The sequence below is a fragment of the Bradyrhizobium sp. I71 genome (genome assembly GCF_022354745.1).
Taxonomy (GTDB): domain Bacteria; phylum Pseudomonadota; class Alphaproteobacteria; order Rhizobiales; family Xanthobacteraceae; genus Bradyrhizobium; species Bradyrhizobium liaoningense.
Genome location: NZ_CP059398.1, coordinates 2,839,902 through 2,865,965, shown reverse-complemented (window position 1 = coordinate 2,865,965; position 26,064 = coordinate 2,839,902). Strand labels below are relative to the sequence as shown.

The following is a 26,064-nucleotide window of genomic DNA, read 5'->3' as shown; positions in this document are numbered from 1 at the left end:
AGGCGGTGGCGGTGATGTTGCCGTCGCTCTGACGAGCAGGATCCGCTGCACGATATCCGCAACCTGCCTTACCCGATCAGGGCCGGCGATCCCGCCGATCGGTTGGGCGCCCGCCTGCGAGCGGCCCAAAGCGGAGCCGGCCGGCATTGGCTTGGCGATCATCGCATTGTCATGCTCCGGTCATCTTAGCTGCATCGTCCGTTGCTTTTTTCCCGGCGCGCCAGAGCCTCTTCGGTTCCGATGACATCAGAACGGAGCTCTGGATTGCTGCTTGACGCGTTCTCTTGACGCGAGCCGGACGTCACGTCGCTCGAGAACGCTCTGGGGAGAGCTGACATGCAACTGATCAAGACGATTTCAGCCGACCGCCGGCTCGTCCTCAAGGGCCTCGCGGCAGCAGCCGTGGTGCCGCTTGCGGCACCGGCGATGGCGGCCGAAGGCCTTCCGGCGCAGCCGACCGGCTCCGTGGCCGCTGTCGCCACCGACAAGGCCTATTGGACGGCTGTGAAGGGGCTCTATGCCGTCACGCCTGATGTCGTCAATCTCGAGAACGGCTATTGGGGCATCATGGCCGAGCCCGTCAGGCGCGAGTTCATCCGCCAGTCCGACATGGTCAACTATCAGAACACCTATTACGCGCGGCTGCGCGCGGGTACGGATTTCGAGGCCGTACGCGCCAGGGTGGCGGAGGCGGTCGGCGCGGCACCCGAGGAAATCGCGCTCACCCGCGGCGCGACCGAAGCGCTTCAGCTCCTCATCGGCGGCTACAACAGGCTGAAGCCCGGCGACGGCGTGCTCTATGCCGATCTCGACTATGATTCGATGCAGTATGCGATGAACGCGCTGAAGGCGCGCCGCAGCGTCGATGTGGTCAAGTTCGATGTACCGGAACCCGCCACCCGCCAGGCGGTGCTCGACGCCTATGCCCGCGCCATCGAGACGAACCCGAAGACGAGACTCCTCCTCCTGACCCATGTCGGCCACCGCACCGGCTTCGTCATGCCGGTCGCCGAGATCGCCCGCATGGCGAAGGCCAAGGGCATCGACGTCATCGTCGACGCCGCCCATTCCTGGGGACAGATCGACTTCCGGGTGGGCGAGCTCGAGGCCGATTTCGTCGGGTTCAATCTGCACAAATGGATTGGCGCGCCGGTCGGCGTGGGCTTCCTCTACATCAGGAAGGACCGCCTCGCGGCCATCGATCGCGACATGGGCGACGAGGATTTTCCGGAGAGCGACATCCGCTCGCGGGTGCATACCGGCACGGTCAATTTCGCCACGGTGCTGACGGTGCCCACGGCCGTGGCGCTGCATCAGCAGATCGGCGCGGCGGCCAAGCAAGCCCGTCTGCGTTATTTGCGCGACTACTGGGTGAGCCGCGTCCGCGGATTCAAGGGCATCGAGATTCTGACGCCGGATGAAGCCGGCTCATATGGCGCGATCACGTCCTTCCGCCTCACCGGCAAGACCAGCAAGGTCGACAACGAGGTTATCGTGGCGAAGCTGAGGGACAGCCACAAGATTATGACAGTGCGCCGGGCCGGCGTCGCCAGGGGCCAGTGCATCCGTGTGACGCCCGCCCTCTACACTGACGAGGCCGACCTCGATCGCCTCGTCGAGGCGCTGGCCGTCATCACCGGCACGAAGACGGGGTGAGACTGGGGCGGGCGCACCTCCCCGTTTGTCGCCGAGCGGCGGCAGGCAGTGATCCAACCAAGACAGCAACGCCAGGCTGATACGTCTCGCAGACATGAAATATCGAACGATCGGCATCAGGCGCCATCGGGCAATGAAGCAACTGGACATGCATGACGGGCCGCTCATCCACAGCCCGCACATTCATCTGCCGACGCTGACCCACTCCTGGACCTTCTTCCGCCATTCCTCATCGAATCGGAAGGTGAGTTCGTTGGCAGCGTCCGGTGAGAGAAGCTGGTCAACTGCGGACGCTTGTATCTCGCCGATGTCAGGTATGTCGGTGTACCCGAGGCTCGCCAGCCGCTGGCCAAAAGGCGGATGTGTCGAATCGGGATCGTGCTCGCGGCTCAGACTGGCAACGGCGGCGGTCATGGGTCCGGGCGCTCTTATGGCTGCGATCTGATCTAAGATTCGCGCGAACGGCGGTAATGGCGCCTTGATTGCGCCGAGCACCTCCTTCTGCAGCGGGGCGAATACGAGATCGGTCAGACGTGCTCCACAAACCTCCATCATCACCAGCGCGCGTGCCATCTCCTCGCGTCCAACTTGCTCGGCCGCTTCGAAATCGGCGGCAAGCTCGTTCTCCCGTGACAACGCGCGGTATTCCTTCTCGAGCCTTTCGAGCAGGGAATGGAGGAGGATGCGGACAATATATCCGGTAACGGTGTGCTCCGGATCGGCGTAGAAGAAAACGTTCTCCGCGGCCGCCATGAAATCCGCAAGGTTGGTGCCTCCCGAGGTGTGCCGAAGCCGGGCGTGCGCCACTTCATGAGCGACAACGGCACGAACCGCCCGCTGATCCAGGATCATCAACAATGGCAGACCAACGGTCATCGTGACATGCTGCCCGAACACTCCGGCATACCGGCTTTCTTCCGAGATCGAAGCGTTGAAATCGGTGTTGACGAGCAGAGTGCGGTTCGATCCGACAAAGCCGCGATCGAGCTCCTTCCATACCGCCCAGAGCCCCGGGGCGGTCTCCTCGTCGGCTTCGAAGCTGCGATGCTTGCGCGAAGGCAGGAACAGCAGCCCAATTGCGAGTGCCATCGCGGCCATGAAGATTGTGAACACAATCGGTGCCGTGGCCAGCGCCGCAATCGTGTACCGGTCCATGATCATCAGCCATATGGCGAGAATCGTGCAAGCCAGCGCGACGACGGGAAGGATCGCATAGCGGCCAAGGCGCAAGATGATTTGCAGGATAAGACGTTTCATCCGCGTTTCGGCAGCGAAGCGCCTCAGATCAAGCCTTGCCACATGAGCTGTTGCTCTGATGCAAGCTGGCGACGTCGGCACGGCCCTGGCTCTCGGTGACCTGGATCAACGTGATTGCACCGGGGGTGACGATTCCCATCTGCGGTTGGGCGGAGAGGTAGGTGGTGCTGCCGGCACGCAGATCGAGGCTCACCTTCTCGCTTCCTTGCCCGAACAGGTTGCTGCTCAGCGGAAGATTGTTGACTGCAACCTCGTGGCGGCCCGGAGGCAGCTCGCAGGCGACGAACCCCGCAGCCTGGCTGCCTCCAATGACGCGTCCATCGACCGCATAGCTTGGCTGGACTGCGAAACCCAGGGCGGATGAGCGATAGACCACCAGCCGTGCGGTATTTGCTTTGACGCTATCTGTCAGGGCCGCGCTGCCCATCGGCCCTGACGCACACCCCGCAAGCAAGAAAGCCGCAACGAAGATCCCCGGCCGCAAGCCCATTCCAACCCCCTGATTCAGTCCAACAGTCCCCAGGGGATCCTTGGCGGGGGTGGTGAACGAAGTCAATCGCGACTCCTGGTCGTGCCGCGCCAGTCCATGTCACCGCCACCCCAACGCCGGAGCCACATGCTCCAGGATGGCCTCGATCGCATGTGCACAGTAATCGACACCGAGCTGGTTCGGAATCGTCAGCAGCAGCGTATCCGCTTCCGCGATCGCTTCGTCCTGTCTCAGCTGCTCGATTAGCACGTCGGGCTCCGCCGCATAACTCCGGCCGAAGATGGCCCGGGTCTGCGGGTCGATGAAGCCGATCTGGTCTTCGCCGCCGCGCTCTCCGCCGAAATAGGCGCGGTCGCGATCGTTCATCAGTGCGAAGATACTGCGGCTGACGGACACGCGCGGCTCTCGGGTGTGGCCGGCTTCCTTCCACGCCGCGCGAAAGCTTCGGATTTGCGCGGCCTGCTGCACATGGAAAGCTTCGCCGGTCTCGTCGTTCTTCAGCGTCGAGCTCTGCAGGTTCATGCCGAGCTTCGCCGCCCACACCGCGGTCGCATTCGAGCCGGCACCCCACCAGATCCGTTCGCGCAGGCCCTGCGCATGCGGCTCCAGGCGCAGCAGCCCCGGCGGGTTCGGAAACATCGGCTGCGGATTGGGCTGGGCAAAACCCTCGCCGCGGAGCAGGTCGAGGAAGACCTCGGCATGGCGCCGGCCCATGTCGGCATCGCTCTGGCCTTCGGCCGGCTGATAGCCGAAATAGCGCCAGCCGTCGATCACCTGCTCCGGCGAGCCGCGGCTGATGCCGAGTTGCAGCCGGCCGCCGGCGATGAGATCGGCGCTGCCTGCGTCCTCCACCATGTAGAGCGGGTTCTCATAGCGCATGTCGATCACGGCCGTGCCGATCTCGATCCTGCTGGTCTTGGCGCCGACGGCCGCAAGCAGCGGGAAGGGCGAGGCCAGCTGCCGCGCGAAGTGGTGGACGCGGAAATAGGCGCCGTCTGCCCCTAACTGCTCGGCCGCAACGGCAAGCTCGATCGATTGCAGCAGCGTGTCGCCGGCGGAGCGGGTCTGCGATTGCGGCGAGGGCGTCCAGTGCCCGAAGGAGAGAAATCCGATCTTTTTCATGGGCGTCATTTAATGATGCACGGGACGGCGTCAACCATCTGCACGGATGCCGGTGCTCTGCGGCCAGGACATTGCGAATTGTTCGGCGCGCTCCACGAGGAGATCCAGGAAGGTTCGCGCGCGTGGCGACATCCACTGCGTCTCCGGATAGACCGCATGCAGCGGCAGCGCGGCGATCGTGTAGTCCGGCAGCACATGCTCGAGCTCGCCGCTGCGAAGACCGTCCGCGGCATTCCAGTCGGGCAGGACCGCGATGCCGAGATGATGCATCGTCGCCTCCTGCATCGCGTCGGCATCGTCGACATGAATGGGTCCGTTGATGGACGCGACGTGACGGCCATGCTCGGACTCGAAGGCCCATTGGTGCGCCGGCGACATCCTGGAATAGACGATGCACTGGTGCGCGCCGAGATCGTCGGGCGTCCGCGGCATCGGGCGGCCGTGCAGATAGGTGGGCGTCGCAACCAGGTAGCGCTGCACGGTGCCGAGCCGGCGGGCGACCAGCGTGCTCGCCTCCAGGTTTCCGATCCTCAGGGCAATTTCGATGCCTTCCTCCACCAGATTGACGAACCGCTCGCTGAAGCGGATGTCGACCCGAACCTCAGGATAGTGACGCACATATTCGGCGATGACGGGCATCATGTAGCGCCGTCCGAACGACGAGGGCACGCCGATCCGCAGCGTGCCGGTCGGGCGGGGCGCGGCGTGCTCGACGCTCGACCGCGCCATGTCGAAATTGTCGAGGATCTGGCGCGCGAGATCGTAGATCCGGTGCGCCTCGGCCGTCGGCTTGAGCGTGCGCGTCGTGCGCGAGAACAGCTGCGTGCCGAACTCGCTCTCCAGCATCGCGATGCGCTTGCTGATCGCGGGCTGGCCAATGCCGAGCTCCTTGGCCGCCGCCGAGAAGCTGCCGCCTTCGAGGGTGCGAACGAAAGCACGCAGGCAATCGATCCGGTCCATATTTCATTCCGATCCGGAATAAATGATATCCCATATATTCCGTAGTGCGCAACATGTCGGGCCGCTAGGCTGCCTCAAAACAAGCAATTGGGAGGGAGTCACGTGGCACGCCATATCGGAATTGTCGGCGCCGGCATCGCCGGCCTGCATCTCGCGCTCTACCTGCAAAAGCACGGCGTGAACGCCACGGTGATCACCGACCGGCCGCCCGAGGACTACCGCAACATCCGGCTGCTCAACACCGTCGCGCATCACCACGTCACGATCGCCCGCGAGGACTATCTCGGCGTCAATCACTGGACCGATCCGAAGGATCACTATTATTACCACGACCACGTCTTCAATTTCCCGCAGCCGCTGCGCTTTCGCGGCGACTTCTCCAAGCCGAGCCGCGCCGTCGATTACCGGATCTATCTTCCTGCCCTGATGCAGGACTTCACGACGCGCGGCGGCAGGCTCGAATATCGCCGCATCGAGGAGCGCGACATCCGTCAGCTGGTCGCGCGCTTCGATCTGCTGGTCGTCTCCACCGGCAAGGGGCCGCTGGGCCAGCTCTTCACCTACCGTCCCGAGCACACGCCCTATTCGCAGCCGCAGCGGCGGCTGTGCGTCGGGCTCTACACCGGGGTGCGGCAGCCCGACCCCATGAACGTCACGCTTTCGGTCTCTCCCGGGCATGGTGAGATGATCGTGATCCCGACCATTACCTTCGGCGGGATTGCCAACGCGCTGCTGATGGAGAACGTCCCGGGTGGCGACATGGAGGAGCTGGCGACGCTCGGCTACGACGACAACCCGAAGCACTTCCTGAAGGTATTGCTGGGCAAGCTGGAGAAGCATCACCCGACCACTTACGACCGCATCGATACCGCCCGCTTCGATCTCGCGCAGCCGCAGGATCTGCTGCAAGGCGGTGTCGTCCCGACGGTGCGCAACACGGTGGTCGAGTTCGACGACGGCAAATGCGCGGTCGCGCTCGGCGACGTCCATGCGATCGTGGATCCCATGATGGGCCAGGGCGCCAATGTCGCCTCCTATGCGGCCTTCGTGCTCGGCGAGGAGATCGTCAACGCCGATGCGCTGGACGCGCGCCTCTGCGAGAAGATCGACCTGAAGCGGCAGGACCGCGTGCTGGCAGCCTCGCGCTGGACCAATGTGATGCTGCAGCCGCCGACGGAAGCGCTGGGCATGCTGATCGGCGCGATGAGCCAGAATCCGGGACTGGCGAACGAGTTCACGGAGAATTTCAATTATCCGGACCGCCAGTGGGACCGCATCTCCACGCCGCAGCGCATCCAGGCCTGGATCGAGCGCATGTCGGCGCCGCCTGAGCCCGTCAGGGCGATTGCTTGAAATCGATGCGAGCGGAGACTGAGATGCCTCGCGCCAATCCCGCCTCGTTCCGCGAGGCCGCGTCGCGATTTGCGACTGGCGTCGCCGTGCTGACCGCGTTGGACGAGCACGGTTCTGTCTGTGGCATGACCGCGAACAGTTTCGTCACCGTCAGCCTTTCTCCACCAACCGTGCTGGTTTCCGTCATGCCCGGCCGCATGCTTCGGGCGATCTCGGCGACGGGACGCTACTGCGTCAACGTCCTGCCGGATCACGGCCGGGATCTGTCGCGGCATTTTGCGAGCCAGCCGAACACCGGCGCGGCGCCGCATTACGAGATCGTCGACGGCCTGCCGCGCCTGTCCGGCTGCATGGCCTGGTTCGCCTGCGAGGTCACACGGCACGTCGAGGTCAGCGACCACACGCTGATCATCGCCGAAGTCTCGGGCTGCGACCATCGTGACTCCACGCCGCTGGTGTTCTTTTCAAGTCGGTATCATCTCGGCCCCGGCGTGCCGGTCGATCGGTGACCGAGCCGTGACGCCTCAGGCGTAGGCCACCCAGCCGCGGAAGGCGAAGCCGGCGTAGAACAGGGTGGGGTCGGAGAAGCCGGCCTCGCGCAGAATCGCCTCGTCCTGCGCGGGCGCGAGGATCTGCAGATGGTTGGTGACGGCATCGCGCGCGGCCGCCGCCCGGTCCGGCTCGACGCCGGATGCGGCCAGGAATGCGGAATAGCGCGACAGCCACAGCGGGCGTTCCGCCTCGCCATGGGGCGCGCTCAGGTGCACGACCACGAAAGGTGCGCGCGGCTTGAGCCGGCGGCGCACCTCCGAGGCGATGCGGCGCCGCTCTTCGACGTCGACGAAGTGCAGGGTCAACAGGCAGGTGGCGCCGTCGAACGGCCCCTCCGGGGCATCGTCGACATAGCCGTGATGAAAGCGTGCGCGTGGTGCGAGTTCGCCCAGAGTCTGGCCGGCGAGCGCCAGCATCGCCGCGGACGGGTCGACGCCGTCGAAGCTCCAGGCGGGGTGCGCTTGCGCAAAGGCCTTGAGCTCGAGGCCGCCGCCGGCGCCGAGGACGAGCAACCGCGCATCGCCGGGGACGCGTTCGGCCAGGAGAATCGCCGCCATCGACTGCATGGCGTCGTAGCCCGGTACGAAGCGCCGCGGCCCCTCGGTGTATCTCGCCACGAACTGCGGATCGGAGAATGCGGCTTGAATGTCGGTCATGATGTCGTCCCAGTGAATGGAGTCGTTCACGCGCGATGCGCGCTGATATCGTGGATCTTTCGAGACCCGAGCCGCTTGCGCAGGTCCTCGCCCAACATCGCCAGCGTCACCTCGCCGAGCCGCGACAGCAGCAGTGCCTCGGCATCGCGAAAGGCCTGATCGAGCGCCGCATTGACGGCCTGCTCGACCAGGCAGCCCGGCGCCTCGGTCCGGTTGCCCATGGCCAGCAGCGAGGGACTTCCGAGGGCAATGTAGACGTCGCGAAGCGTCACCTTCGAGAGGTCGCACGCAAGCCGCCAGCCGCCGCCATGCCCCTTCTCGGAGCGGACGTAACCGAGATCGCGAAGCCCCGCCATGATGCGCCGGATCACCACGGGATTCGTGGTCATGGCTTTCGCCAGCGTCTCGGACGTGAACGGCCCGGGCTGCTGCGCCATGTGCAGCAGCACGTGGAGCACACCGGATAGTCGGCTATCGCGTTTCATGTAACTTTATATGTTACATAATCGGCAAAGGTCAAGCCTCCGGCGACGCATGGCGGGCCACGCCGGCGATAGCCGTGCTTGGGCTCGACTTTCGGTGCCTGGGCGGGCCGCTATAGCAGCGCCTTCGGCAACAGCATATGGATGCCCTTGTTGCCGTCGACGAGTTGCGTGACGCGCAGATTGCCGGCGAGCGAACACAACATGTAGGCCTCGTTGCGCGTTCGGTTCGTCCGTGCGCAGACATGCTTGACCATTTCCCGGACCGCTTGCTTGGCGGCATCGTCGAGATCCTCGTCGAGGCCGATCGACATGAGATGCGTCGCGCTCTCGGCAAAGGGCCATTTGATATCCATGTCCTTGCGCACGGTCAGGCGGAATGTCCCGGTCACGCCGGTCTCGAGCGCGGTGATGCAGACTTCGCCGTCGCCCTGCACGCCGTGGCCGTCGCCGGCGAAGAACAATGCGCCCTCGTTGAACACCGGCAGATACAGCGTCGTGCCGGCCCGCAGCTCCTTGTTGTCCATGTTGCCGCCGAACGCGCGCGGAACGGGGGAGCCGCAGCGGCCCCAACTCGGTGGCGGGGCGGTGGCGATGATGCCGAAAAAGGGAGCGAGCGGGATCTCAGTGCCCCACGGCATGATGCAGACCTCGCGCTTGCGGTCGATCCTGGGATGGATCGTTTCATAATCCGTGAACTCGTCCGGCAGCGTTCCGAGCAGAGGAAGGACTGACACGAAGCCCCAGTCCTGGCGCACCTTCACGTCGAGGATGTCGACCTGGAGCGTATCGCCGATATTGGCGCCGCGCACATAGACAGGCCCGGTAATGAAGTGAGGCCCCGGCCCGGGCTGCATGGTATCCAGGGCGAGCAGATAGTCTTCGGGGACCAAAGACCGGTCGTCCGGCAGCGTCTCCTTTCCTCCGGCCGGGAAGCTGTGCAGTGTCACGCTGTCGCCGGAACTGACCTCGAGGACAGGCGGCGTGTTGCAGTCCAAATAGCCCCACACCATGTTTTCGGGCGTGGCGGGTATCTCGTGGCGGCGCTGCATTGGACAACTCCAGGCGTAGCGGTTCGGCATTTTTGGCTCCAAGAGCAATCCGCCCCGGATCGCCACGGCTGCGATCGGCAAAATCGTCCTCGGATATTCTAGGCGCCGGCAATCCTTCGGCTATACTGACCTCAGGCCCAGCGCGGGGCCGGCGTTCGAGCCTCTGCAAATGACGGGCCGATGGAGAGAACGATGAGGCGATCCCGATTCACCGAGAATGAGATCATTCATCTCCTCGCCGAGGCGAGTTCCGGGGTGTCCATTGCAGAAATCTGCAAGGCCGCCGGCATCACAGAACGTACCTTCTACCGGTGGCGTCGCAACTTCGGCACGCTCGATGTTCCCGCCGTCCAGCGGATGAACGATCTGAAATCGGAGAATCTGCGTTTGCGCGGGCTGGTCAATAATCTCTTCGAACTTCTGCGCAAGGCGGATGGCGGCGTCAGGAAGGACGAGGTTCCTTTGCAGTCCCCGGCGCCGCCGCGCGAGCCGACCCGGGCGAGCCGCATCGCGGCCGAAAAATGCGGAGGAGCCTTGACTGGCCGCTTCTCCTCGGTGCGCGTCAATCCGTAGTCGCGTGCGGCCGTCGCGGACGGCGTGGCTATACGCTACGCGGCCTGCAAATCTTTTATGCAGTCAAAATGTCAGAAATGACGAAAACCATTCGCGCGCGGTGCTGAATTCGGCAGCGCGATGATGCGGCGGGCAGCAAAGCCGCGTCTTCAGGCCATGCACCGGCACTCTGCGTCAATGGCGTGACATATTGAGGGGCCGCGCCAAATCGCAAGCAAATCGCGTCGCTTATTTCGGCTTGATGCGGAGCAGTCGGCGCCTAGTCTTTGGGCTGCCCCGCCAGCATTTCCCTGGAGAAGTCAGCGCCATGACCGACCGTGTTCGTCCCGCTCCGCCGAGCAGCCGTGCGCTCAGCCGCCGCACCTTCCTTGCCGCTTCGTCCGTTGTCGCCGCCGCGCCGTTGCTCGGATCCCGCATTGCCTCCGCCGCCGAGCTCAAGACCGTTCGCTTCAGCGAGGCCGTGCACAATCTGGGCTACATCAACCTCTACGTCGGCATGCACGCCGGCATCTTCAAGAAGAACGGTCTCGACATGAAGGTGACCGCCGCCGGCGGCGACACCCAGACCTTTGCGGCCGTGCTCGGCGGCTCCGCGGATTTCGCGATTGGCGATGCGACCATGGCGCAGATCTCCCGCGAGAACGGCGGCCCCGGCGTCGTGGTCGGTACGGTCGTGCAGCGCGCGCACTATTTTGGGGTGTCCAAGACGCTCAAACCGATCACCGACCCGAAGGAGTTCAAGGGTCTCAAGATCGTCACTTCGCCCGAGCCCAACACAAATTTCAGCGTCACCAAGCGGATGCTGGAGAAAGCCGGCCTGAAGCTGGGCACCGACGCTACGATCGTTCCGGTCAATCCCGGCACCGAGATCGCGGCGATGCTGGCCGGGCAGGCCGACATGGCGGTCGCCTATCAGCCGAGCGTCGCCGCCGCGGAGGCTCAAGGCGCCAAGGTCGTGTTCGACTTCTCGAACTATGTCGGGCCGTTCTGCAATACCGGCATCATGGTGCTGCCCTCGACGCTCCAGAAGGACCCTGCAATGGTGCAGGCGCTGGTCACGTCCTTCGAGGAGGCCTCGCGCAAGACCTACGCCGATCCCGCCTTCGCCAAGGAGGTCGCGCGCAAGGAATTCCCCGATCTTCCCGGCGACGTCGTCGACAAGGCGATCGACGCCGAGCTGAAGTATCTCATTCCCGCGCAGTCGGTCATCACCAAGCAGGATCAGTGGAAGAACCTGATGGACATGCAGATCTACCTCGGCAACGCCAAGGGATCAGTCCCGTTCGATCAGATCATCGACAACTCGTTTGCCGAAAAGGCGATTGCCAGCCTGAAATGAGCGTTGAGGCTGCCACACACGCAAGGCCTGGCGAGGGCGAGGCCGTGAACGGCACTGCTCTCCCGCTCGTCGTCGAGCACGTCGCAAAAGGCTACGACCTCAACGGGCAGGTCGTGCCGGTGATTGCCGATCTCAGCCTCACGCTGCGCAAGGGTGAGATCGTCAGCATTGTCGGTCCCTCCGGCTGCGGCAAGACCACATTGCTCAACACGCTCTGTGGTCTGCTGGCGCCCGATGCCGGCCGCATCCGCTGGCACGGTCGGCAGGTCGTTGGTCAGCCTCAGAACGTCGGCTACATGCTTCAGAAGGACCTCCTGTTCCCGTGGCGCACGGCGCTCGCCAACACCATGCTCGGCCTGGAGATCCGGGGTGTTCCTGCTGCCGAGGCCGAAGACCGCAGCCGGGCCATGCTCGACCAGCTTGGACTGCATGGGTTCGCAGACCACTATCCCGCGACGTTGTCGGGCGGTATGCGGCAGCGGGTCGCGTTGGCGCGCACGCTGGTGAATGACCCGGACGTGCTGCTCCTGGACGAGCCGTTCGCCGCACTCGATTTTCAGACCAAGCTGCTCATCGAGAGTGACATGGTCAGTCTGGTCCGCAAAGGCGGGCGCTCGATGTTGCTCATCACCCATGACATTGAGGAGGCGGTTTCGATTGCGGATCGCGTCATCGTGCTGACGCGGCGGCCGACTGCGGTGAAGGCGGCTTATGAGATCGAACTCGGCTCCGATCGCGCCGACGTCATCTCGCTGCGCGAAAACCCGGATTTTAGCCGCTACGTCCGGCGCATCTGGGCCGATCTCGACGTTGCGATCCAATGACGACGGATATCGAGACCAGCATGGTTGACGCGTCGAAGCCTGCCGGAAGCGTTCCGTCGCCGGTGGCACGCGCAAAGTGGAAGCGCTTGCGCTTCGGCATCGCCGTGCTGGCGACTCAAGTTCTCGTTCTGGCCGCTCTTCTTGTCGTATGGGAACGCGCCACGCCGAAGGGCAGCCCGGCCGCCTTCATGTTCGGATCGCCGTCGGCAATCGCGGGTTTTCTGATGCAGATGGCACAGGACGGCAGCCTGTGGCGTGATGCGGCGGTCACCGGCATGGAGACGCTGCTCGGCTTCTTCATGGGCAACCTGGTCGGTACTCTGCTCGGCCTGTCGCTCTGGTATTCGCGTTTCGTGTCCCGGGTCGTCGAACCGTTCGTCATCGCACTCGGCTCGATCCCCATCATCGCGCTCGCGCCCATCGTGATCATCTGGTTCGGCACCGGACTGGTCTCGAAGGTTGCAATGTCGACCCTGTCGGTGGTGATCGTCGCGCTGGTAACGTCCTACAAGGGAGCGGTCGGCGTCGATGGAGACCAGATCAATCTCATGAAGACCCTGGGCGCCTCGAAATTCCAGATCTTCCGGAAGCTCGTGATCCCGGCGTCGCTCACCGATATCTTCGCAGGGCTGAAGCTGACGGTCGGCTTCGCGTTGATCGGCGCCATCGTCGGTGAGTTTATGTCGTCGTCAGAGGGGCTGGGACACGCCATCTTCAAAGCCGGATCACTCTACATCATTCCCAAGGTCTTCGCCGCGCTGGTCGTGACGATCGTGCTTGCGTTGGTTCTTACCTGGCTGGTCGGCAAGATCGAACGGCTACTGATGCCCTGGCGCCGACAGGCATAGTGAAGATCGTCTGCGACTCTCATCCGCTTCGCGCGTCAACCTCATCACATCCGCAAATGTCCATGGAGAGACTATGTCCAAGCGCATCGGCAAGGCCGGTAACATCAAATACGCACTGTCCGGCGACGACAAGTTCATCGCTAGCGTCGAGCCCGGCGAAACCTTCGTGGTGGAATGCGCCATCAATGCCAATGACGGCACCATCCGTCATCTCGGACAGCAATTGACCGAGGCGGACGTGACGATGCCGTTCGTCAACGGTGCCACCGGACCGATCGAGGTGCGCGGCGCAAAGCCGGGCGACATGCTGCGTCTCGATGTCCTGAACATGGAACTCGACAAACTCGGCTTCACGGCGCTCTGGCCGGGCATTGGCATGTTTCCCGATTGGGTCAGGCGCAAGGAATTCGGCATCCAGACACGCGTCGTCGAGGTCAAGGACGGCCACGTGCATTGGAACGAGCATCTCCGCCTGCCGGTCAAACCGATGATCGGCGTGGCCGGTGTCGCCCCTGTGCACGGAGCGGTTCTCACCGTCGACAACGGGACGCATGGCGGCAACATGGACGTCCAGGAAATCACCACGGGCAACAGCATCTTCTTCCGCGTCAACAAGGACGGCGCGCATCTCTTCCTGGGCGACTGTCACGCCATCCAGGGTGACGGCGAATGCAACGGAATGGGCGCGATCGAGATCGCGGCCAATCTCACCGTCAAGGTCTCGCTGGCCAAGGCCCCCGCGAGGTTGAATCATCCGCGCATCGAGACCGCGACCCACATCTGCACGCTGGGATGCGCCCGCCCGCTCGAAGACGCGATGCGCATGGCTTTCGAGGAGATGGTCTACTGGATGGAGGACGACTGGAAGATTCCAGCTGCGGAGGGATACATGCTGCTCGGTCAGATTGCGGAAGCCCGGTGCACGCAGGTGGTCAATCCGAAGTACACCTACATTTGCAAGGTCGAACGAAGCCTGCTCGAGCGGTACTACGGCTGAGCAGTCGTCAGCGGTGTGCGCACCAGTGACTGACGCTCTGAACTGGCCCCAACAACTGCCAGGGTCAACCTAGAAGACCGAAACAAATCTTGCCTTGAATGCCGACTGCGAGCGGACATGGAGTTCGATCGCTGAGGGCCGGCCGAAGTGCGGAAATATGCCACCGGTCGCACATTGCGGTCGGCTCGAAAGGCATCCGGCGCTGCCGGCGCATCGTGTTCAGGGCGGCGGGAGTGCTGCCGCCTTCGCAAGCTCGTCAAGCACGGTTCTGTTGGACCGTACGAATACAATGCGGGAGACTGCGGCTATTTCTGCGTCAGGTCGGCCATCTTGACCAATGAGGATAAGTCCGGCCCCGCCATTTGCCACATTTAGAATGACTGGCTCGCCGCTCCACGTCTTGATTGGTTCCATTCCGATGATGAGAAATTCACCCATGGGTTGGTCCAGATACTGAAGCCTCAATTGTGGACCGACCTCCGCAGCCGCAAGTTCAAAACCGAATCGCTGAGCACGCGCATAGATCGAAGCCAGAGTTGCGACGTCGGTTCGGAAGCCGAGTTCGACCGCCGATACCGCGACGAGCTCCACGTCTGTTCTCGTAGAACCAACGACGAAGGCCGGTCGAGCGAGAATTTCCGCAGCCAGCCCTCCGACGCTGCAGCCTTTCTTGTCCAGCGCGCCACGGAGAGCGAGCGAGTCTGCAAAAGTCCCCAGCGCAATCGTTTTCCACGTTGGGACATCGGTGGCGGATCTGACCGGCACCTGCGGTATGCCAGCCGAAGGAGCTTTCTTGAGCGTCAAATGGTTCTGCAAGACATCTCGTGCGGTGCATTGTGCCCAAGCTTCACTCGCGAGTTGGAACATGCACACCGCGCAGAGCATCGCGCAAACAAGACGGTGGCTGCGATGCCCCCTTGTCGAACGATCATGTCGTACGCGGCAATCAACTTCCTGATGAAGAACTAAGCCCATGGCAGCCTCTCTTCTGCAAGGCGCGCGCTTGTCGACGATCAGAAAACTGCTTCAGTATCGCTCCGCCAGAACAGCTTCGGCCGACAACGACCACCAGGCGTAGGACAGGCTTCGTTTGAAAACGCTATGTCGGTCACATCATGGCCCCGGGGGATGAAACAACGGATCTCGATCCGCGGCGCCTCGCCGATCGTCCAATCGTACAAGCTGCCGCCTTCTGGGCTCTCGAACCAGCCATTGAGCTCGGGGCGGCTCTGATCATGCGCGTGCGCCGCGAGGGACCACCAGCAGCACGATTACCGCCCTGGTGGCGGTCGTCAGAATTGTCTTCGTCACTGCAATCTCCTCAAGCAAGCAAAGAGATTTGCGCCGCGACTTCCGCAATCAGAGTAATCGAACCACCGGGGGCCCTGATATGAACCGCTTCACATGACGCGCCAACTCCAGACCAGCTGGGTGGCTCCTGGAGTCTCCGGCTGCTGCTATGTCTGCGATGCGGAAGCCAAGGTTCAATCATCAGCGACATTGTATCGCTGTCCTGATTCCCCGCCGCGAACGAACCTATATTTCCCCTCCAGGGACGCGATAGTTGCGTCGGGCTGTACGTCTGACGAGGCCGCAGACTTACGGATTGTCGTCGGTTGCAGCTCGAAATCCATCAGCCTTCCCAGGCCCCGCCCGGAGGTGGGTCTCTTTGAGCCCGCTGTCCTGGTTCGCCAGAGTGACTGTCCTAATTCTGAAACCCCTGGCATCCGCAACTGCGAACCGTCTGCTGTAGCAAGCAGACATCGGAAGGTCCGTTGGTGGCACATCAAGAAAAGCTCAACGCAATTCCAGGCCGCTAGACCCCTGTGAGGCGGACCTCAAGGTCGACTCGACCGCCGCGCGGAAACGCGGCGCCTGCCCCCGAACTGACGTCCGTATGGTAGTAGACTGTCGCCCACGACCATCCGGGCACACTCGGTGTCGCGGCGAGATTGCCGAAAAAGCCCGGAACCCAGAAGCTGACGCCGCTTTCATCTGCGAATAAGGGCTCCGGTCGCGCCAGCAAAGCCGCACCCAGGCCAAGCATCGACAGGGTGATGCTCGCGAGCCTTTGATTGCGTTTCCAGCCTTCTTCCATCGAAGGATGGTTGTCGTTGCCGAAATCTACTTGTCGGGTTGGGCTTCCGGAAACTTCCACTTTCCGTTCAAGATCTCCGTCCGCGGCCTGTAAAGCCGGACCATATAGTTCCAGCCCTTCATGATGGGCAGGCAATTGGGACTCTTTCCGTCGCAACCGCCGAATTGCACGGATACCGAATTGTCTTCGTTCTTTCGTGCCGTGATGTTGTTGAGTGAATAGGCGTTGTACTGGTTGGGCTCGAAATAGCCTTCCGCGTTGTACAGGCTTATCGACCAGAACCCGTCGACCGGCACATCCTTCACATTCAGCTTGTAGATCGTTGTGCCATCGTTCCGGCCAGGGACGACGTTGAGGTAGAGTGCCTCCTTTGGAGGATTTGCCCCCCAGCCAAGGGCAGCGCCGATCACGAAGCGGAGGGGATCAACCTCCCCCTTGCGTCCATACATTCGGCTCGTATCGGGAAGTGTGGTTCCCAGCGCCAGCAATGCATCACGCACCTTCTTCTGGCTTGCTTGATCCCAATCGGGAATCTCGAACTTCCCGGCCTGCTTTTGCGACACCTTGATCGCGTCCTGCAGCGCGTGCACCTCCTTGAGGTCCTGAGGATCGGCCGGATCGACGAGCGTTCGAACGGCGGCCAAAGCGTAGCGTGTGCCAACGTCCTTTCGTGTAAGCGTGATGGAGCCGGGCTTGTAGAACACACCAAAGGTGTACTGGTCTTCGTCGATCACCTGTAGCGACATGAATCGCTTGCCAGCGTTCGGCAGCGTTATCGTGGCGGGCCCGGCATCGAGGTCGAACACGGCGGCCGAATAGAGCGTGTCTCGGTTGAGACGGATGATAGTCTGCTTGTCCAGCGGCGCGGGCGAACGGGTATGGTCGAATTTTCCAAAACCACCGTTCTTCACGACGCCCCCGAAATACAGATCCGATTCCGCGCGGGCAAAGTTCTCGGGCGTGACCAGAGCGGGCTTATGTTCTGCGGGGAATCCGCTTTGCGCCATACCGAACTGCACTGACGTGATCATTACTGCAAAGACAGAAACGCGACCGATCTTCATGCCAATCTCCTTACGCTCAGACGACGCGCTGCAACGGGGGCTGCTTCCATTGGCCGTTCAATGCCTCTGCCTTGGGCCAGTATATGCGAAGCGTCGTCCAGAACGGTCCCTCGGGGCAAGGCAGCCAGTTCGACTCGCGATCCGCTCCGGGCGCTTTATTCTGAATGTGGAGTGTGTAACCGCCATCGGGATCGCGCTTGAGGCTATCGAGCATCGTCGAATTGATCAGATAGCGGTTGATCTTGTTGGCGTAGAGCAGGCTCGACGGCAGCTCGTACATCGTGAGGGACCAGAACGCATTGGCTGGCGGCAATTGTCCTGGCTTGAAGCGAAGCACGTAGCGGTTTGCACCGTTGAGCATGCCGCCGTCTGCATCCCGGAAATAGGCCGGGTACATCGCCTCGTCCCTGGTATTGCCGTAGATGCCCAGCACGGCGGATGCCATCCGGGCCATGTAGTCGTTCTTCAGCATGGCCCGCGTACCGAATCCGTCCGCCGCGGTGCGCTTGCCGGTATCAACCTCCTTCGCCTTGAACTCGGCAAACGCCTTCCAGGCGTCTGCCATTCCGTCCGTCACGGCCTTGCGCATTTCGGGCGATAGGCTGCCTGAATCGAAGTTGTTTCCGGCCCCGATGTTCAGTTTCGCAAAGCGAGCCATGAGAGATTTTTCGGATGGATGCGTCGGACAGAACTGCAGCAGGAAGTTCAACAGAACGAAGAACTCGGGCGAGCTCTTTTGCTCGTCTTGCACGAGTGGTGCTGGAAAATGGGTTGCGGACATTGGGGGCGGAGCCGGCTGACCCAGAAAGCTGGATAGCGTCTGGACCTTGTAGCCAGCCTGAACTCGTTTGACACCGTCGAGATCGGATGAGTCGAACAGCTGTGTCCGGTAGAGCACCAGGTTGAGCTCGGTCTCGGAACGGATGACCGCCTTGATGCCTTTCGGCCTCTCGCCTTGCCATCGTGGGCCGGCCAGCAGGAAACTTCCGGGATCATTGCCCGTGGCGCGGCTTCCTACATAGGCGAAGTTGAACGTGTAGAGATCTATGAACTGCAGTGAATAATACCGCCTCTTCTCAACGGCGGGCACTGTCAGCACCAGCGGCTCGGCACGCAGGTCTGCGCCGAGCTGAGAGTATGGGGTGTCGGAATTGGGTGTCTGGATCGCCTTGTCGTCCGGGGTAAAGACGCGCGCGACATTGTTGATTGTATTCCACGGCGCCTTGAACTCGGGATCGTCGCGATCGACGAAGTACGACCTCATGATGCGATAGTTTTCCAGCATCGGTACGCCGTAGATGGTCGCTTCCCTCGCAATAGCTCGCGCATCGCTCGGTGCAAGCGATGTGGCCGCGGCGGCATTCGTGTTCACGCCGACGGATATGGCAGCCGTCCCGAGTACGAAGTCGCGACGGGTCAAAGGCGTTGTCATCACTCGAACCCCTCTCTTCCGAGCTGTAGGCGCGCTTGAGTTTAGCGACCTCAAAATGCAAGATTGTCCGAAATCGGACAAAGGGTGAGCGTTGATGCAAAAAATATCTAAGGTTGAGTCCGAAGAGATCGCAAGCGCGTCGGGCTGGCTCACCCGGGTACCAAGCAGGTTTAGGGCGGACGTGCTGGATCATTCGGTATTGATTCAACTGAAGAAGGGAGAGGCGCTGTTTCACGTCGGCGATCCGCCCGGCGGAATTTACGGGCTCGTGGCCGGCACCATTAGCGTCAGTCTGGCGCCCCTCGATCACGCACCGCGCTTGATGCTGCTCGGTATACCTGGCCACTGGACGGGAGAGGCTTGCTTTCTAACGAGGAAGCCGCGACGAGGAGAGGTGCGAGCTGCCCTTGATACGACGCTGCTGCACGTGCCGCTCGATGCGCTGGACCGAATGGCGGCGAAAGACCCCACGGTGTCGCACCACATCGCGCAGATCCTGATGATGAGCGTCGAAACTTTGCTCGAGGTCGTGCATGACTTGCAGAAGCCCCAGGCGGATCGTCGCATCGCTTCCGTCCTGCAGCGGACGATAAGAATTGGTGAAGTTCCTCTGCCCTTGACTCAAAGCGAGCTGGGCGTCATGGCCAATGCATCACGCAAGCAGGTGAATGCCGCATTGAAGCAGTTCAAGGACGCCGGCTGGCTCACGCACACCTATCGCTCGATCATTGTAAATGACGTCAATGCGCTTCGCCGATATGCCGACGCGGAGAGGGATGATTGAGATTCGCGGCTTGCGCGTGATTTCGCTCTTCGGTGCGTCGGGAGTCGCGAACGGGAGCTGCCGCCCAGTCTCCACGCCTGAGTTGCTTCATGCAATACAAACACGATGATGCATGCTGTCCGTCCTGCCAGAGCCGCGCCGCCAGCCTGCCCTTGTTGCGCAAATCCCGATGCGAATGTCTGACATGAGTTATTGACGCTATGGGCGATGCGTCCGTCATTTCCGGCCAAGCCGTGGTTGCCGTCGTCGGCATGGTCCAATAGCAGGCGCGCCGTCTCGACTTCGCGATTTCCGAGAGGAGCAGTCTGCCGGCCGCGAACGTCTTCCTGGGGTCACATGCGGGCGTAGCGGCAATATCGTCATTGGTCCGTTTGTACCCGCAAGCCGATGTCAGGGCGTAGAGACAGAGAGGCAGCTGGGGGCCAGAAGCTGCCGTAACGTGAGAGTTACCCGGGTAAAGTCACGACGAGTGGTCCGTTCCGCGTTGCGACGACGGTGTGTTCGTATTGCACGGTCGGCGCTCTCGGACTGCTGAAGAGCGTCCACGCATCTCCAGCTTCGCCCCCATCTTCCGCCCACTCGGCGCCCAGCGAAAGAAACGGCTCCACGGTGAAGACGAGGCCTTCATTCATGATCCGCCGCTCGGATTGAACCGGCCAGGTCGCGATCTCCGTAGGCTCCTCATGCAGCGAATGCCCGACGCCGTGGCTGGCAAGATTTTGAACGAGCGTATAGTGGTTTCGGTGAGCGAACGCCCCGATCGCCTTTCCGATGTCGCTGAGCGGCTTGTTCGCGCCAATCTGCCTGATGCCAGTCCACATAGCTCGTCGTCCATCACGGCAAAGCCGCTCGATCGCTTTGGAGACCGGCGGCACGGCGAAAGATGCGCCTGTGTCGGCAAAAACACCATTCTTCTGTGCGGAAACGTCGATATTGACCAGGTCACCCGCAGCAATCCGACGGTTCCCCGGAATGCCGTGAGCGATCTCTTCATTGACACTGATGCAGGTCGCACCCGGAAAGCCGTAGCAAAGCTCGGGAGCAGGCGCGGCCCCTGCTCTTTCCAGAAGACCTCGACCGAACTCATCCAGCTCGCCCGTCGTCATTCCTGGCTCGATGGCCGCTCCCATTGCGGCCAGTGTGTTGGCGACAATGCGGCCGATCTCCTTGAGCCTGTCGAACTCGTCATCATTTGAAATCGTCATTCGCTACCCCGTTCAATGCGTCTAAATTCATACTCACGGGACGAGCTTTTTACAAACACCTCAGCGACGGATCACGCCGGCGGTCTTGCCACGTCCCGCTAAGATCTTCGGTGGAGGGGCGTAGGCGTGCCGCCGATGTCTCTTATGGGGTCAGAAGCAGACGATCAGAGAGGTTGCGGCTCATTTTGATCGAGCAGCGCCAGGGTGATCCAGTGTGCCTCGATGGCAGGTCTGACCGCGCCTTCAACCTCAATGATGGTATCCCATGCAGATTGGATCGATACCGCGCGCTCTGTCAGTGCTATCAGTCGAAACTTTCCTCGCACCCGAGCTCCAGACTTAACCGGGCTGAGGAAGCGGACCCGCTCGAACCCGTAATTCATACCTATCCGCGTCCCCTCGACCGCGGGCATCGCATCGAAGGCGAGAGTTGAAAGAAGCGATAGCGTAAGAAAACCGTGCGCAATCGTGCCTCCAAATGGCGTCTCCTTCTCGGCGCGTTGCCGGTCTGTGTGAACAAACTGATGATCATGTGTTGCATCGGCGAACGTATCGATCATCGATTGGTCAACCGTCTGCCAGCTAGATATCAGCTCCCGCCCGTCAAGAAGCTGACGATATGAGGCTCGTGGAATCAGCTTTCCTCGCAAGGAGTCTGGGCTAATGGTTCGTTCGACGTCGTTCACTTGGGGCTCCGATCCATGATAGGGCTCTCGCTTAAGCGAAATGTCTAAGACAGTTGGCAAGCTGGGGGTACAGTGAACTTAGCCAACGCATTGATCCTGGTCGGGGCAGGCATCCCGGCGATGCTCTTGACCGGCTTGCCCCCGTCGTCGCCACTGCATCAAACGCTCTCGCGGTCACTCCAGGTCATACCATGGCTGCTTTCGCGGATCGGACGATGGTGCCGCGGGACCGGTCGGGAAACTGCCTTGGAAACCCGACCTCCATGAGCATAGCGAACCAGGATAGGAGAGCACTTTGAGCGCGGTGCGGGCGAGGCAAGGGCTGGTGCGGTTGTCTCGCAGTCGTTGCTGGGGCTGTCAGGTGCGCCGGCGATCAGAACGCGATCCCCTGCAGCGGGTCGAACAGGCGAGGAACAGTTGCGCGGGGGACGCGGTGTGCGCTCGAGGATGTCGATACGGAGTGGCGGAGGGGCGCGTCCTATCCACGTTCGGCGATGATGCCATGATGCGCCTGTTTTGCCCGACGGAGCAACGGATTTCTGCCCGACGGGTCAATCGTCTCAGCAATCCCGCTAAGCCATTGATCCCGCTAGGGGCGGCTACTGTGCCATGGGGTTGTTTTTGCGTTTTTGTTTGAGCAGCCGATTTGTCACGGTGACGCCGCCGCGCGCGGGGACGACAATCCGTCGGGGCGACCCGCGTGGACTTTTCGTCCTGACCTTGCGCGGCGCCCATTTTCATCCATCCATTTTTTCAGGAGGCCCACCATGCAGGTTTACAATGTGGTGAAGTTCAAGGTGAAGCCCGGCGCGGAAGCCGCCTTCCTCGACGCGCACCGAGACGGGAAGGCCAGATGGCCGGGCCTGGAGCATGGCGTCATCATCAAGACCGGCGAACAGAGCTTCTGCCTCATCGGCACCTGGTCCAGCCAGGAGGCGATGGTCGCGGCGCGCGCCGCGATGATCAAGACGCTCGACAGTTTCAGGTCCGTGCTCGAGGACCAGGGCAACGGCCGTGGCGTCACGGATGCCGTGTCGGGAGAGGTGGTGCTGGCGCTGTAGGCGGGCGAGCGGCCCCGCGATGGCGAAACCCATCATGCCTCGCCACAGGCGGAGGGTTGATGGGTTCGCTGGCGCTCTACCGATCTACGAGCCAAAGGCAAAGCAGGCGTGGCGCTGCCGAGGACGGAATCATGGGTTTGCCGCCGCAGCGGCAGTCGCCACATATTTCGTGTAGAATTCGGCGACCCGGCCGCGCCACATGCCGACGAACGCCTCTGACGTCACGTTGTCGACCGATTTCCAGGTGCGCTTGAAGGCTGGAAGTGCATTGCCCCAAATCGCGCGCTTGCACCACCTCTCACCTTTCTCCCTGCCTTCGCTGGTGGCGCACATTGATTTCCATGCGAGGCGCGCGGGCTTGCTGATGTGCTCGGCGGCGCCTTCCCAGCCCTGCTGATGGATCAGGTAGAGGTCGCTCATATCAGGCTTGCGGTGCGTGATCCATTGGAACAGGACGCCTTCGGTGATGACCTTGTAGGCGGCCGCAACGGCGTTATCCCGCGGACTGCGAATCTCGCCGAAGCCGAACTTCCCGAACTCGTAATGGCTCAGCTGAAACAGCCCGATATACGAGCCGGTGCGTTGATTGGGGTTGAAACCGGATTCGATCTTGGCAACCGCCATCATGAAATTGAAATCGAGACCAAACGCGTCGGCAGCGCGCTTGATCTCCTCAGTCGGCGTCCCCAGCGGAATGTCCTTGAACGCACGCAAGGCGATCTCCGCCGGTTTCTCGGCGGGCGGCAATTCGGACCAGACGTAGTAGACCAGATGACGGAAATCCTGCGTCGACGCCGCTTTCGGAGCACCGTTGGTCGCATCGCGTTCCGGCGGCAGCGAGTGGACGACATCCTGTCCCAACGACGCCAATTTCGGCGCGGCGGGTTCATCGACAATCTCGGCTTCGGTACGTAGCGGCCCGGAACCGGCCGACGTCGCCGCGCCGAGCTCTGCTCTTTCCGCCCGAAGAGCTGCCGCGAGTCTGGCGGATGCGTCTGCGTACGCGGCCGGCGTCACCAGGTTCGCAGGAGCCGCCATGCGCGCCGCAGCCGGTATGCTCGCTGTCGCTTCCGACATGAGATCCGGCATAGTCGCGGCCGGTCTTTTGGCGGCGGTCAGAAAGAGTCCCACGGATGCGAGAACAACCACGATGCAGCTGGTCTGCCAGGCCTTCATTGCCCGAAGTCCACGGATGGCTTCTGTACGAAGGCTGTTCGCATAGTCCTGCGGCCTGTGGGGTGAGTACTCTTCGTAGAATCTTAAGGTTTAAATGTGGTGAACGAGAGCTTTTTGCCTCGCAACCCGATGTGTCCCCTTTGGGGCGCGTGCGGGCTCCTGGCGGAAGACGCTCATGGGGTCGGTCATAGGTCAAAGGCCGGCTTGTCCCGCTCACATGCTCTGTTCAGGTCATCTACGGAAAGCGGACGTTGCGGCGCTTCGGGCTGGCGACAGTCAAGGGCCGATAACGGACTGAGCATCCGTTCGCAGGCGACGGTGCGTCAGCCAATAGTCGATTTGCCAATCCTCGTAGCCAAGTAGTTCGCCGAAGCGCCGTTCGCGGCCATCGGACCAGGCTTCAGGTTCCTTCAGGAGTGCAAGCATGGCATCAACCCGCCACTCGTGGCCCGGCAAGCTGTAGAACAGCATCCGATATTCGAGCTGCGGCAGGTCAGGGCACGGTTCAATTACTTCGCGCCTTATCAGGCGACCTAGATCAACATGCCTATCGAACATCCGCCAATACCGAACGCAGACGTCTGGCTCACGACCGACGATGTCCATAAAGTAAGCAAGGGGCTTTGCACCCCTCAGCATGAGGCCGAGTTCTCTGTTGGTGTGGACCAAATAGGGAAGCTGACGAAGCCATTCGGGGTGCATGTCCAGCATCTTGACTGCACAACATTAATTTCCGCTAAGGGTCAAGATGCGAAGAACTCAACCTGAGCAAATCTGGTTCGCAATGCCTCACTGAGCGGACCTCAATGGGCTGCGCCGCTACTTCGCTGATGGGCCAACAGGGGACATTGAGCCGTTCCCGACAATCTAAGCTGCTGCTATAATTCCGGTCGGCCAGAAAGTCCCGGCAAGCGTGGGGGGTCGTCAATGCAGCCAGACACCCGATACGCCAAGAGCGGCGACGTTCACATCGCCTATCAGGTGTTCGGCGAGGGCGCGCTCAACGTTGTCTTCGCTCCACCGGCCTTTACTAACGTCGAGCACTGGTGGGACGAACCGGAGGTGAGCCGTTGGCTGCTGCGCTTGGCGAGTTACGCCCGGGTGGTGATGTTCGACAAGCGCGGTACGGGCTTGTCGGATCGGGTCGCTGATTCCCTGGGCCTAGACCAGCGAATGGACGACCTGCGGGCGGTCATGGACGCCACCGGCATAGAACAGGCGGCGCTTCTCGGCATTTCTGAAGGCGGCACGATGTCGGCGCTGTTCGCCGCGACCTATCCCAGTCGCTGCCGCGCGCTGGTGCTCTGCAACGCCTATCCGGCATCGAGATTTGCTCAGTCGACGCTGGAGCAAGCTCTCGACTATATCGAGCGCGACTGGGGTAGCGGCGGCAGCGTGGCAATGTATGCGCCCTCCCGCATGACCGACTCGGCGTTCAAACGCTGGTGGGGCAAGAACGAGCGGGTATCCAATAGCCCCGCTGGCGTTGCCGCGTACGCGCGCATGAACCATCTGATTGACATAAGCGACATCATCCCGACGATCCGGGTCCCGACCCTCGTCATCAACCGGACGGAAGACAGGGTCGTCAGCGTCGAGGGCGGCCGGTTTCTCGCCAAGCAAATTCCAGGCTCGCGCCATCTCGAATTCCCTGGGGTCGACCACCTTCCCTTCGTCGGCGACAATGCCGGCGATATCGCCGATGCGATAGAGGAGTTCCTGACCGGCTCGCGTCCGCCCGTTGCGGTCGACCGCGTGCTTGCCACGGTGCTCTTCACCGACATCGTCGGCTCGACCGAGAAAGCCGCCACACTCGGAGACCATCGCTGGCGCGACCTCCTAGAGATTCATCACACTGCGATACGGCGCACCCTTTCACGTTTCCGCGGCCACGAAATCAAGACGATCGGCGATGGCGTTCTCGCTACTTTCGACGGTCCCGCACGCGCCGTGCGCTGCGCTTGCGCCATCGCCGAAGAAATCAGGCCGTTGGGCATTGAAGTCCGTGCCGGGCTTCACACCGGCGAGTGCGAAGTGATCGGCAATGATATCGGCGGCATTGCCGTTCACATCGGAGCGCGCGTGGCGGCGCTCGCCGGCGCGAGCGAGGTGTTGGTATCGAGCACGGTCAGGGACCTAGTGGCGGGTTCCGGCTTGCGTTTTGGTGATCGCGGCAATCATTCGCTCAAGGGTATCCCGGGAGATTGGCGCATCTTTGCAGTCGAACGGTGAATGCGCCGCTCTAACCAATTCTGGATTGACACTCCTCGGCTTTTTTCTCTCTCGCCAAATGTCTCTTGTGGGTCAAAAGCGGCCCTGAGCCGGCATCGCCGTAAAGGTCAGCTACGGGCCACTAGCAGACTTGAGCCGAAGTCACCTCAAGGTTCCGCTAACCGT

Annotated in this window: 25 protein-coding genes; 11 read left to right on the top strand and 14 right to left on the bottom strand. The window is 62.0% G+C overall.

All coding sequences use genetic code 11. The features are described 5' to 3' along the window. Positions 1-336 precede the first annotated feature (336 nt). Complete coding sequence (locus FJV43_RS14045; RefSeq protein ID WP_239627793.1) at positions 337-1,656, top strand: aminotransferase class V-fold PLP-dependent enzyme; 1,320 nt, start codon at positions 337-339, stop codon at positions 1,654-1,656. A 183-nt stretch (positions 1,657-1,839) separates the two neighbouring features. Here FJV43_RS14045 and FJV43_RS14040 read toward each other — a convergent pair whose 3' ends face one another. Genes FJV43_RS14040 through FJV43_RS14025 form a run of 4 tightly spaced genes read right to left on the bottom strand, consistent with a single transcriptional unit; the run spans position 1,840 to position 5,485 of the window. Further along, a complete protein-coding gene (locus FJV43_RS14040; RefSeq protein ID WP_239627791.1) occupies positions 1,840-2,913 on the bottom strand; it encodes a M48 family metallopeptidase in 1,074 nt (357 codons plus the stop codon). 28 nt (positions 2,914-2,941) lie between these two features. Beyond that, the gene (locus FJV43_RS14035; RefSeq protein ID WP_239627789.1) at positions 2,942-3,469 is read right to left on the bottom strand and encodes a DUF2846 domain-containing protein; all 528 of its coding nucleotides are present in this window, start codon (positions 3,467-3,469) and stop codon (positions 2,942-2,944) included. A 33-nt stretch (positions 3,470-3,502) separates the two neighbouring features. Then, positions 3,503-4,525, bottom strand: coding sequence for an LLM class flavin-dependent oxidoreductase (locus tag FJV43_RS14030; RefSeq protein ID WP_239629422.1), 1,023 nt, complete (start codon positions 4,523-4,525; stop codon positions 3,503-3,505). A 30-nt stretch (positions 4,526-4,555) separates the two neighbouring features. Further along, positions 4,556-5,485: a LysR family transcriptional regulator gene (locus FJV43_RS14025; RefSeq protein WP_239627788.1), complete on the bottom strand. Its 930-nt coding sequence runs from the start codon at positions 5,483-5,485 to the stop codon at positions 4,556-4,558. Between the two features lie 102 nt (positions 5,486-5,587). Here FJV43_RS14025 and styA point away from each other — a divergent pair, with 102 nt between their 5' ends. Both styA and styB read left to right on the top strand, forming a co-directional pair. After that, entirely contained in the window at positions 5,588-6,838 is a 1,251-nt protein-coding gene (gene styA / locus FJV43_RS14020; RefSeq protein WP_239627787.1) for a styrene monooxygenase subunit StyA, read from the top strand. Between the two features lie 23 nt (positions 6,839-6,861). After that, entirely contained in the window at positions 6,862-7,347 is a 486-nt protein-coding gene (gene styB, locus FJV43_RS14015; protein WP_239627786.1) for a styrene monooxygenase NADH-dependent flavin reductase subunit StyB, read from the top strand. A 15-nt stretch (positions 7,348-7,362) separates the two neighbouring features. Here the strand turns inward: styB and FJV43_RS14010 are convergent, their stop codons facing one another. The 3 genes from FJV43_RS14010 to FJV43_RS14000 form a co-directional block, all read right to left on the bottom strand. Then, complete coding sequence (locus FJV43_RS14010; RefSeq protein ID WP_239627785.1) at positions 7,363-8,046, bottom strand: class I SAM-dependent methyltransferase; 684 nt, start codon at positions 8,044-8,046, stop codon at positions 7,363-7,365. A 26-nt stretch (positions 8,047-8,072) separates the two neighbouring features. Further along, positions 8,073-8,531: an Rrf2 family transcriptional regulator gene (locus FJV43_RS14005; protein WP_239627784.1), complete on the bottom strand. Its 459-nt coding sequence runs from the start codon at positions 8,529-8,531 to the stop codon at positions 8,073-8,075. A 110-nt stretch (positions 8,532-8,641) separates the two neighbouring features. Continuing rightward, complete coding sequence (locus FJV43_RS14000) at positions 8,642-9,580, bottom strand: acetamidase/formamidase family protein (protein ID WP_239627783.1); 939 nt, start codon at positions 9,578-9,580, stop codon at positions 8,642-8,644. 180 nt (positions 9,581-9,760) lie between these two features. Between FJV43_RS14000 and FJV43_RS13995 the strand changes: the two genes are divergently transcribed. The 5 genes from FJV43_RS13995 (at position 9,761) to FJV43_RS13975 (ending at position 14,161) form a co-directional block, all read left to right on the top strand. Then, a complete protein-coding gene (locus FJV43_RS13995) occupies positions 9,761-10,153 on the top strand; it encodes a transposase (protein WP_239627781.1) in 393 nt (130 codons plus the stop codon). A gap of 307 nt (positions 10,154-10,460) precedes the next feature. Then, positions 10,461-11,492: an ABC transporter substrate-binding protein gene (locus tag FJV43_RS13990; RefSeq protein WP_239627779.1), complete on the top strand. Its 1,032-nt coding sequence runs from the start codon at positions 10,461-10,463 to the stop codon at positions 11,490-11,492. Next, entirely contained in the window at positions 11,489-12,316 is an 828-nt protein-coding gene (locus tag FJV43_RS13985; protein WP_239627777.1) for an ABC transporter ATP-binding protein, read from the top strand. Before FJV43_RS13990 ends, FJV43_RS13985 begins: the two co-directional genes overlap by 4 nt. A gap of 20 nt (positions 12,317-12,336) precedes the next feature. Further along, positions 12,337-13,164 (top strand): ABC transporter permease, encoded by an 828-nt coding sequence (locus FJV43_RS13980; protein ID WP_239627776.1) that lies wholly within the window; start codon positions 12,337-12,339, stop codon positions 13,162-13,164. Between the two features lie 73 nt (positions 13,165-13,237). After that, on the top strand, positions 13,238-14,161 hold the full coding sequence (locus FJV43_RS13975) for an acetamidase/formamidase family protein (RefSeq protein ID WP_239627775.1): 924 nt from the start codon (positions 13,238-13,240) through the stop codon (positions 14,159-14,161). A gap of 219 nt (positions 14,162-14,380) precedes the next feature. Here the strand turns inward: FJV43_RS13975 and FJV43_RS13970 are convergent, their stop codons facing one another. From FJV43_RS13970 to FJV43_RS13960, 3 genes are all read right to left on the bottom strand, one after another. After that, entirely contained in the window at positions 14,381-15,046 is a 666-nt protein-coding gene (locus FJV43_RS13970) for a hypothetical protein (RefSeq protein ID WP_239629421.1), read from the bottom strand. A gap of 1,239 nt (positions 15,047-16,285) precedes the next feature. Next, the gene (locus tag FJV43_RS13965; protein WP_239629420.1) at positions 16,286-17,266 is read right to left on the bottom strand and encodes a DUF1254 domain-containing protein; all 981 of its coding nucleotides are present in this window, start codon (positions 17,264-17,266) and stop codon (positions 16,286-16,288) included. A 73-nt stretch (positions 17,267-17,339) separates the two neighbouring features. Next, the gene (locus FJV43_RS13960; RefSeq protein ID WP_239627772.1) at positions 17,340-18,755 is read right to left on the bottom strand and encodes a DUF1254 domain-containing protein; all 1,416 of its coding nucleotides are present in this window, start codon (positions 18,753-18,755) and stop codon (positions 17,340-17,342) included. Positions 18,756-18,849: 94 nt separating this feature from the next. On the opposite strand from FJV43_RS13960, the gene FJV43_RS13955 reads away from it, so the two are divergent. Further along, positions 18,850-19,539 carry a Crp/Fnr family transcriptional regulator gene (locus FJV43_RS13955; protein WP_239627771.1) on the top strand — a complete coding sequence of 230 codons (690 nt, stop codon included), beginning with the start codon at positions 18,850-18,852 and terminating at the stop codon, positions 19,537-19,539. A 446-nt stretch (positions 19,540-19,985) separates the two neighbouring features. Here FJV43_RS13955 and map read toward each other — a convergent pair whose 3' ends face one another. Next, entirely contained in the window at positions 19,986-20,744 is a 759-nt protein-coding gene (map, locus tag FJV43_RS13950; protein WP_239627768.1) for a type I methionyl aminopeptidase, read from the bottom strand. Positions 20,745-20,908: 164 nt separating this feature from the next. Continuing rightward, complete coding sequence (locus tag FJV43_RS13945; RefSeq protein WP_275973714.1) at positions 20,909-21,430, bottom strand: MaoC family dehydratase; 522 nt, start codon at positions 21,428-21,430, stop codon at positions 20,909-20,911. A gap of 767 nt (positions 21,431-22,197) precedes the next feature. On the opposite strand from FJV43_RS13945, the gene FJV43_RS13940 reads away from it, so the two are divergent. Then, a complete protein-coding gene (locus tag FJV43_RS13940) occupies positions 22,198-22,491 on the top strand; it encodes an antibiotic biosynthesis monooxygenase (RefSeq protein WP_239627767.1) in 294 nt (97 codons plus the stop codon). Positions 22,492-22,620: 129 nt separating this feature from the next. On the opposite strand, the gene FJV43_RS13935 is transcribed toward FJV43_RS13940, so the two are convergent. Both FJV43_RS13935 and FJV43_RS13930 read right to left on the bottom strand, forming a co-directional pair. Further along, the gene (locus FJV43_RS13935; protein ID WP_239627765.1) at positions 22,621-23,667 is read right to left on the bottom strand and encodes a lytic transglycosylase domain-containing protein; all 1,047 of its coding nucleotides are present in this window, start codon (positions 23,665-23,667) and stop codon (positions 22,621-22,623) included. 276 nt (positions 23,668-23,943) lie between these two features. Further along, complete coding sequence (locus FJV43_RS13930) at positions 23,944-24,378, bottom strand: hypothetical protein (RefSeq protein WP_239627763.1); 435 nt, start codon at positions 24,376-24,378, stop codon at positions 23,944-23,946. A gap of 216 nt (positions 24,379-24,594) precedes the next feature. Here FJV43_RS13930 and FJV43_RS13925 point away from each other — a divergent pair, with 216 nt between their 5' ends. After that, positions 24,595-25,899, top strand: coding sequence for an adenylate/guanylate cyclase domain-containing protein (locus FJV43_RS13925; RefSeq protein ID WP_239627762.1), 1,305 nt, complete (start codon positions 24,595-24,597; stop codon positions 25,897-25,899). Positions 25,900-26,064 lie beyond the last annotated feature (165 nt).

What these genes read in the sequence shown, in the direction of transcription:
- FJV43_RS13965 (WP_239629420.1), bottom strand. Translation starts at nt 17,266, where the DNA reads ATGGCGCAAAGCGGATTCCCCGCAGAACATAAGCCCGCTCTGGTCACG.
- FJV43_RS13980 (WP_239627776.1), top strand. Translation starts at nt 12,337, where the DNA reads ATGGTTGACGCGTCGAAGCCTGCCGGAAGCGTTCCGTCGCCGGTGGCA.
- FJV43_RS13975 (WP_239627775.1), top strand. Translation starts at nt 13,238, where the DNA reads ATGTCCAAGCGCATCGGCAAGGCCGGTAACATCAAATACGCACTGTCC.
- FJV43_RS13930 (WP_239627763.1), bottom strand. Translation starts at nt 24,378, where the DNA reads ATGCTGGACATGCACCCCGAATGGCTTCGTCAGCTTCCCTATTTGGTC.
- FJV43_RS13955 (WP_239627771.1), top strand. Translation starts at nt 18,850, where the DNA reads ATGCAAAAAATATCTAAGGTTGAGTCCGAAGAGATCGCAAGCGCGTCG.
- FJV43_RS13925 (WP_239627762.1), top strand. Translation starts at nt 24,595, where the DNA reads ATGCAGCCAGACACCCGATACGCCAAGAGCGGCGACGTTCACATCGCC.
- FJV43_RS13935 (WP_239627765.1), bottom strand. Translation starts at nt 23,667, where the DNA reads ATGAAGGCCTGGCAGACCAGCTGCATCGTGGTTGTTCTCGCATCCGTG.
- FJV43_RS13960 (WP_239627772.1), bottom strand. Translation starts at nt 18,755, where the DNA reads ATGACAACGCCTTTGACCCGTCGCGACTTCGTACTCGGGACGGCTGCC.
- FJV43_RS14010 (WP_239627785.1), bottom strand. Translation starts at nt 8,046, where the DNA reads ATGACCGACATTCAAGCCGCATTCTCCGATCCGCAGTTCGTGGCGAGA.
- FJV43_RS14000 (WP_239627783.1), bottom strand. Translation starts at nt 9,580, where the DNA reads ATGCAGCGCCGCCACGAGATACCCGCCACGCCCGAAAACATGGTGTGG.
- FJV43_RS14030 (WP_239629422.1), bottom strand. Translation starts at nt 4,525, where the DNA reads ATGAAAAAGATCGGATTTCTCTCCTTCGGGCACTGGACGCCCTCGCCG.
- FJV43_RS13990 (WP_239627779.1), top strand. Translation starts at nt 10,461, where the DNA reads ATGACCGACCGTGTTCGTCCCGCTCCGCCGAGCAGCCGTGCGCTCAGC.
- FJV43_RS14040 (WP_239627791.1), bottom strand. Translation starts at nt 2,913, where the DNA reads ATGAAACGTCTTATCCTGCAAATCATCTTGCGCCTTGGCCGCTATGCG.
- FJV43_RS13970 (WP_239629421.1), bottom strand. Translation starts at nt 15,046, where the DNA reads ATGCTCTGCGCGGTGTGCATGTTCCAACTCGCGAGTGAAGCTTGGGCA.
- FJV43_RS13940 (WP_239627767.1), top strand. Translation starts at nt 22,198, where the DNA reads ATGCAGGTTTACAATGTGGTGAAGTTCAAGGTGAAGCCCGGCGCGGAA.
- map (WP_239627768.1), bottom strand. Translation starts at nt 20,744, where the DNA reads ATGACGATTTCAAATGATGACGAGTTCGACAGGCTCAAGGAGATCGGC.
- FJV43_RS14045 (WP_239627793.1), top strand. Translation starts at nt 337, where the DNA reads ATGCAACTGATCAAGACGATTTCAGCCGACCGCCGGCTCGTCCTCAAG.
- FJV43_RS14025 (WP_239627788.1), bottom strand. Translation starts at nt 5,485, where the DNA reads ATGGACCGGATCGATTGCCTGCGTGCTTTCGTTCGCACCCTCGAAGGC.
- FJV43_RS13985 (WP_239627777.1), top strand. Translation starts at nt 11,489, where the DNA reads ATGAGCGTTGAGGCTGCCACACACGCAAGGCCTGGCGAGGGCGAGGCC.
- FJV43_RS13995 (WP_239627781.1), top strand. Translation starts at nt 9,761, where the DNA reads ATGGAGAGAACGATGAGGCGATCCCGATTCACCGAGAATGAGATCATT.
- styB (WP_239627786.1), top strand. Translation starts at nt 6,862, where the DNA reads ATGCCTCGCGCCAATCCCGCCTCGTTCCGCGAGGCCGCGTCGCGATTT.
- FJV43_RS14005 (WP_239627784.1), bottom strand. Translation starts at nt 8,531, where the DNA reads ATGAAACGCGATAGCCGACTATCCGGTGTGCTCCACGTGCTGCTGCAC.